At 71.3% G+C, this 2,950-nt stretch carries 2 protein-coding genes, 1 tRNA gene, 1 pseudogene and 1 riboswitch; of the genes and pseudogenes, 3 read left to right on the plus strand and 1 reads right to left on the minus strand.

Annotated elements, in window-relative coordinates:
* A pseudogene (locus H5J33_RS37885) lies at positions 1–129 on the plus strand (5-amino-6-(5-phosphoribosylamino)uracil reductase); the annotation flags it as partial.
* Between the two features lie 61 nt (positions 130–190).
* On the opposite strand, the gene H5J33_RS29340 reads toward H5J33_RS37885, so the two are convergent.
* Positions 191–264, minus strand: a tRNA-Met gene (locus tag H5J33_RS29340).
* A gap of 332 nt (positions 265–596) precedes the next feature.
* Positions 597–766, plus strand: a riboswitch (cyclic di-AMP (ydaO/yuaA leader).
* A 7-nt stretch (positions 767–773) separates the two neighbouring features.
* Here H5J33_RS29340 and H5J33_RS29345 point away from each other — a divergent pair.
* Entirely contained in the window at positions 774–1,835 is a 1,062-nt protein-coding gene (locus tag H5J33_RS29345) for a M23 family metallopeptidase (RefSeq protein ID WP_181797835.1), read from the plus strand.
* A gap of 90 nt (positions 1,836–1,925) precedes the next feature.
* Positions 1,926–2,870, plus strand: coding sequence for an aldo/keto reductase (locus H5J33_RS29350; protein ID WP_181797836.1), 945 nt, complete (start codon positions 1,926–1,928; stop codon positions 2,868–2,870).
* The last annotated feature ends 80 nt before the right edge of the window (positions 2,871–2,950 follow it).

Below are 2,950 nucleotides of genomic sequence, written 5' to 3' on the forward strand. Positions count from 1 at the left end.
GAGCCGGACACGTTCGTCGAGGCGGCCGACGGGACGGGGGTGCTGACGGCGGCGGGGGCGCGGGTCGTCGTACTGCCGGAGCTGGAGGAGGCGGCGAAGGCGCCGAACGCCCACCTTCTGCCGGGCTGAGAACCCGGGGGTATACACCCAGGGCCCGGAATCCTTGGGATTCCGGGCCCTGGGCCTTCAGTAGCGGGGACAGGATTTGAACCTGCGACCTCTGGGTTATGAGCCCAGCGAGCTACCGAGCTGCTCCACCCCGCGTCGTTGTGACTCCAGTGTACGTCATCCGCGGGACGGTTCGCACACCGGTTTCCGCGGGCCCCTCGGCGGGCCCCCGGACGGGGCCTCGCGGGCGTCACGCAAGGTGACCGGGCGAGCGCGCACGCATAACAACTGAGTCACCATCAAAATCGACAGTGACTGCTGACCGGCGCTGACTGGCGGTCAATTTGCCCCCTGTGACGGGATAGTTGCTGATATCTCCACCGGTTAAAACGTTAATGATCAAGGGGACCGGCTTGGAAAGTCACTGTCAGGTCTATTAACGTTCGATAACGCAGCGCGGTCGTCCCAGCCGTCACAAGAGGCGGCTCCGTGCGCACGCGCCGAATCCCGCGAGGGAACCGGGGAACCACCACTTTGGGGTGAATCACGCGGATACCGCCGTGTACTCACGCGAGTCCACGACCGGTATACGCGCGTAGGAGACCTTCCTGCTCCGAACCCGTCAGCTAACCCGGTAGGCGGAGGAAGGAAAGGAGCACGCCCCCGTGGCGTCCAACCGGCCCGGCCCCGAAGCCCCGTCCATACCGGCACAGCCCGAGCCCGAGCCCGAGACCTTCGGGTACGGCGCCTACCGAGCCGACGAGGGCCCGTGGGAGGAGTGGAACCCCACCGAGGACTCCGTCGCCCCGGTCCGCGGCCGGCACCGGGTCGCCAAGCAGCGCGGCGGCTTCGCGCGCAGCTCCACCGTCCTCGGCGTCGGCGTCATGGCCGCGGTCGGCGCGGGCGGCATGGCCAGCGCCAACACCGGCAAGCCGCCGGTCTCCATCTCCATGCCGGACCTGCCCTCGGTCGGCTCCCTCTTCCAGGACGGCTCCGGCGACGACCGGCCCGCCGAGGCCGCCGCCACGCTCAGCACCGTCGCCGTGGCCTCCGACGCCGGCCAGGACAGCGCCGACGCGGGCGAGGTGCTGCGCAACCGGATCATGGCGCAGGCCGAGCAGCAGCAGGGCCAGGCCGACAGCAAGGCCGCCGCCGCCGCGATCGCCGCCGCCGAGAAGCAGACCGCCGAGGCCGCGGCCCAGGCCGAGCAGCAGGCCGCCGCGAAGGCCGCCGCCGCCAAGGAGAAGGCGGAGGCGCAGGCCGCGAAGGCGGCGGCCGAGGCCAAGAAGGCGGCCGAGCAGAAGCGGCTGGCCGAGCTGGCCAAGCAGTACGCGCTGCCCACCTCCTCGTACACGATCACCTCGACGTTCGGGCAGGCCGGCTCGATGTGGTCCTCCGGCCACCACACCGGCCTGGACTTCGCCGCCCCCACCGGCACCCTGATCAAGGCCGTGCACAGCGGCACGATCACCGAGGCGGGCTGGGCCGGCGCCTATGGCTACCGCACCATCCTGACCCTGGACGACGGCACCGAGCTGTGGTTCTGCCACCAGTCCTCGATCAACGTCACGGCCGGCCAGAAGGTCGCCACCGGAGAGGTCATCGGCCGCGTCGGCGCCACCGGCAACGTCACCGGCCCGCACCTGCACCTGGAGGTCCACCCCGACGGCGCGCCCACCGGCATCGACCCGATGGCGTGGCTGCGCGACAAGGGCCTCACCCCCTGATCCCCGCCCCGAGGACCGGAAGACCGGAAGCCCCGAAAATCGGCGCCGGCGGCGGGATGGTATCGGCCCACACCGGCGTTGGCATGGCGTATGACGTCACTTCGTAAACTCGGCTCCTCCGACCTCGAGGTCTTCCCGCTCGCCCTGGGCGGCAACGTCTTCGGCTGGACGGCCGACGAGCAGACCTCCTTCGCCGTCCTCGACGCCTACACCGCGGCCGGCGGCAACTTCATCGACACCGCCGACGTGTACTCGGCCTGGGTCGAGGGCAACAAGGGCGGCGAGTCCGAGACCATCCTCGGCGCGTGGCTCAAGGCCCGCGGCAACCGCTCCGACGTGATCATCGCGACGAAGGTCAGCCAGCACCCCGAGTTCCAGGGCCTGTCCGCCGCGAACATCAAGGCCGCCGCCGACGCCTCGCTGCGCCGCCTGGGCACCGACTACATCGACCTCTACTACACCCACTTCGACCAGCCCGAGGTCCCGGTCGAGGAGATCATCGGCGCGCTGGACGACCTGGTGAAGGCCGGCAAGGTCCGGCACATCGCCGCCTCCAACATCGGCGCCGAGCGCCTGCGCGCGTCCCTGGAGTTCTCCGACCGCGAGGGCCTGGCCCGCTACGTCGCCGTCCAGCCGCACTACAACCTGGTCTCCCGCGACAGCTACGAGGGCCCGCTCCAGGAACTCGCCGCCGCCGAGGGTCTGTCCGCCATCCCGTACTTCGCGCTGGCCTCGGGCTTCCTGACCGGCAAGTACCGGCCCGGCGCGAAGGTGGACAGCGCCCGCGTCGACCGGGTCCAGGACTACGTGGGCTCCGAGCGCGGGCAGAAGGTGCTGGCGGCCCTGGACGAGGTCGCCGCCGCCCACGAGGCCCCGGTCGCCACCGTCGCCCTGGCCTGGCTGGCCGCCCAGCCGACGGTCACCGCCCCGCTCGCCTCCGCCCGCACGCCGGAGCAGCTCCCGGCGCTGCTCGGCGTGGCGGAGCTGAAGCTGACGGACGCGGAGCTCGCGAAGCTGACGGAAGCCTCCGCCTAGGACGGCCGCACGACGGCGCGGGCCGGCACCGCCGGATCAGGTGCGGTACGGATTGCAGGCGGGGTACGTCACCGCCGGGT

It is taken from the genome of Streptomyces sp. WELS2 (assembly GCF_013870595.1).
Classification (GTDB): Bacteria; Actinomycetota; Actinomycetes; order Streptomycetales; family Streptomycetaceae; genus Streptomyces.